Raw genomic sequence first — 3,750 nt, 5'->3', positions numbered from 1 at the left:
GGCACTTCACGACCCGTCCCGTCGCCCGCGCTTGTCGCGGGCGGAACGGGATCAGACGTCAAGGTTGGCAACCCGCAGCGCGTTCTCTTCGATGAATTCGCGGCGTGGCTCGACCACGTCGCCCATCAGCGTGGAGAAGATCTGATCGGCGGCAACGGCGTCTTCGATGCGCACCTTGAGCAGGCGGCGCGTCTCGGGATTCACGGTGGTGTCCCACAGCTGCTCGGGGTTCATTTCGCCCAGGCCCTTGAATCGCTGGATGGTGCGGCCTTTCTTGGCCTCTTCCAGCAGCCATTCCTGCGCCTGCAGGAAGGTGGCCACTTCGGCGCTCTTGCCGCCGCGCGCGACGGTGGCGCCCGCCTGCAGCAGGCCCTGCAGCGTGCCCGCCATCTCGTTGACCTGGCGCAGCTCGCCGCCCAGCAGCTGCGGGGCCGCCAGCACCTGTGTGGCCACCAGGCCGTGATGCTGCTTGCCGATCACCAGCGCGCCGGCGTGGCCTTCGTCACTGGCCGGCTGGATGCTGAAGACATAGCGCGCGCGGCCCAGGCCGGTGGCGTTGAGGCGACGTTCCAGCTCGCGGCACCAGGGCGCAAGGATGTCGGCGGCGGAGAAGTCCTCGGCCTTCAGCGGCGGCATCTCGAGCATGGCCTCGAGCACCGGCGTGTCCACGCGGTGTGCGAAGCGCGCGATGGTTTCTCGCGTGGCGACAAAATCGAGCAGCAGCTTTTCAAGCTGTGCCCCGGCGATGGCGGGTGCGTCGGTGCTGATGCGCAGCTCGGCATTCTCAACCGCGTTGTTGACCAGGTAGGCGTTGAGCGCACCGTCGTCCTTGAGGTACATCTCGTTCTTGCCCTGCTTGATCTTGTACAGCGGCGGCAGCCCGATGTAGATGTGGCCGCGCTCGATCAGTTCGGGCATCTGCCGGTAGAAGAACGTCAGCAGCAGCGTGCGGATGTGCGAGCCGTCGACGTCGGCGTCGGTCATCAGGATGATGCGGTGGTAGCGCAGCTTGTCCGGGTTGTATTCGTCCTTGCCGATGCCGCAGCCCAGCGCGGTGATCAGCGTGCCCACCTCTGCGGACGCCAGCATGCGGTCGAAGCGCGCGCGCTCGACGTTGAGGATCTTGCCCTTCAACGGCAGGATGGCCTGGGTCTTGCGGTTGCGACCCTGCTTGGCGGAGCCGCCGGCGGAGTCACCCTCGACGATGAACAGTTCGGACAGCGCCGGGTCTTTTTCCTGGCAGTCGGCAAGCTTGCCCGGCAAGCCGGCGATGTCGAGCGCACCCTTGCGCCGGGTGAGGTCGCGCGCCTTGCGGGCGGCTTCGCGCGCGCGCGCCGCATCGACGATCTTGCCGGCGATGGCGCGCGCTTCGTTCGGCCGCTCCTGCAGGAATTCCTCGAGCTTCTGGCCGATCACCGCTTCCACGGCCGGACGCACTTCGGAGGAGACCAGCTTTTCCTTGGTCTGCGAGCTGAAGCTGGGATCGGGCACTTTCACCGACAGCACGGCGATCATGCCTTCGCGCATGTCGTCGCCCGACAGGGTGATCTTGGCCTGCTTGGCGATGCCGTTTTGTTCGATGTAGTTGCTGAGCGTGCGGGTGAGCGCCGCGCGGAAACCGATCAGGTGCGTACCGCCGTCCTTCTGCGGGATGTTGTTGGTGAAGCAGAACATCGTTTCCTGGTAGGCGTCGGTCCACTGCACCGCGATGTCGACGACGATGCCGTCCTTTTCGCCCGAGGCGGAGATAACCGATTGATGTAGCGGGGTTTTTAGCGCCGCCAGGTGTTCCACGAAGCTCTTGATACCGCCTTCGTATTCGAACAGGTCACGCTTGCCCTCGCCCCGCTCGTCGATCAGTTCGATCTTGACGCCGGAGTTGAGGAAGCTCAGTTCGCGCAGGCGCTTGGCCAGGATGTCGTAGTGGAACAGGACGTCGGTGAAGATCTCGGCGTTGGGCAGGAAGCGCAGCTCGGTGCCGCGCTTGCCGGACGCACCCACCACTTTGAGCGGATACACCGGCTCGCCCAGCGCGTACTCCTGCTGGTGATGCTGGCCGTCGCGCCAGATGTCCAGCCAGAGCTTGGACGACAGCGCGTTGACCACGGACACGCCCACGCCATGCAGTCCGCCAGACACCTTGTAGCTGTTGTCGTCGAACTTACCGCCAGCGTGCAGCACGGTCATGATGACCTCCGCCGCCGAGACGCCCTCTTCCTTGTGGATATCGGTCGGGATGCCGCGGCCGTTGTCGGACACCGAGCAGGAGCCGTCGTTGTGCAGGGTGACGATCAGGTGGTCGCAGTGGCCTGCCAGGGCCTCGTCGATGCCGTTGTCCACCACCTCGAACACCATGTGGTGCAGGCCGGTGCCGTCGTGCACGTCGCCGATGTACATGCCGGGGCGCTTGCGCACCGCCTCCAGGCCACGCAGGACGGTGATCTTGCTCGAATCGTAGGTGTTGGTCGGGATCTGCGGCGGAATCGTTTCGTCGGTCATTGCTGGCGCTGTCTCGCGTTGGGCCACACCGGCGCGCAGGACGGGCCGGAAGGCCACAGCGCGCCTATTAATAATGAGCGGTCAGTATACCGCGTGAGGGCCGTGGCGGCGTAGGGAGGCGGCTCCCTGCGCGTCAGGACAACGCCCTCAGGGGCCGGAGAGAACCCCGCGTTCCACGTGGAACCTTGCGGCCGGCAGGATCCCGCCCGGCAGCCTGTCCGGCGCCTCTGTCGCGGTCAGCAGCACCTGTGCTCCGGAGGCCAGCACCGACGCCAGGGCCTGGTGCTGGTGCGCGCTGTCGAGCTCCGACGCCAGGTCGTCCAGGCAAACCAGCGGCCACTCACCGCGGTCCGCCGCGAACGCGCGCGCCTGGGCCAGGACGCAGGCGAGGGCCGTCAGCTTTTCCTGGCCGCGGGACAAGGCCTCGCGCCCCGGCAAACCCAGATAGTCCACCCGCCAGTCGGCGCGATGCGGTCCCAGGCCGGTGTAGCCCAGCGCCAGGTCGCGTTCGCGCGCCAACAGCAGTGCGTCCTCCAGCGGCCCGTCGTCGCGGCGCCAGCCCGGCAGGAACCGCAGGCCCGCCGGGCCCAGTTCCGGCAAGAACTCCGCGGCCGTCGCCACCAGCACGGGCTCCAATCGGTCCAGGTAGTCGCTGCGCAGACGGCTGAGCACTTCCCCGGCTTCCGCCAGCTCGCGATCCCAGGGCGCCAGGGCTGAGGGAGACGGCTGGCGCTTGAGCAGGGCGTTGCGCTGCTTGAGCGCCCGGGCGTAACGGCGCCAGACCGGCAGGAAGGTGGGTTCCACGTGGAACAGAGCCCAATCCAGGAAGCGGCGCCGGTGTTCGGCCCCGCCTGCGATCAATTCGTGGCTGCCCGGCTCAAACGTCACTACCGCCAGCTCGGCGCACAGCTCGGTCAGGCTGGGCGCGGGCGCGCCGTCGAGCCGGGCCTCCCAGTCGTTGCCGGAGTGACGCAGGCCGGCGCGGCGGGCGCGGCCCTGGCCATCCTGCCATTCGGCGTAGAGCTCCAGGTTGAGCGCGCCGCTGCGGATCAGCCCGTCACGCACCCGCCCCCGGAACGACCGGCCATAGCCGAGCAGGTGCACGGCCTCGATCAGGCTGGTCTTGCCGGCGCCGTTGCCCCCGGTGATCAGGTTCAAGCCGGGGGCAGGGCGGAATTGCGCGTGCTCGAGGCAGCGCAGCCGGCTGACGTCAAGACGGGTCAGCCGCACGGCGCCTCCGGAGCCCCGGGG

2 protein-coding genes are annotated in these 3,750 nt (G+C 67.8%); both read right to left on the bottom strand.

The features are described from left to right. Positions 1 to 51 precede the first annotated feature (51 nt). Positions 52 to 2,499 (bottom strand): DNA topoisomerase (ATP-hydrolyzing) subunit B, encoded by a 2,448-nt coding sequence (gene gyrB, locus K0M70_RS00875; RefSeq protein WP_290778032.1) that lies wholly within the window; start codon positions 2,497 to 2,499, stop codon positions 52 to 54. Positions 2,500 to 2,646: 147 nt separating this feature from the next. Continuing rightward, positions 2,647 to 3,729, bottom strand: coding sequence for a DNA replication/repair protein RecF (recF, locus tag K0M70_RS00870; RefSeq protein WP_290778035.1), 1,083 nt, complete (start codon positions 3,727 to 3,729; stop codon positions 2,647 to 2,649). Positions 3,730 to 3,750: the final 21 nt, after the last annotated feature.

It is taken from the genome of Arenimonas sp., from assembly GCF_019459675.1.
GTDB lineage: Bacteria > Pseudomonadota > Gammaproteobacteria > Xanthomonadales > Xanthomonadaceae > Arenimonas.
The sequence above is the reverse complement of the archived record's forward strand: the minus strand, read 5'-3'. Positions and strand labels throughout refer to the sequence as shown.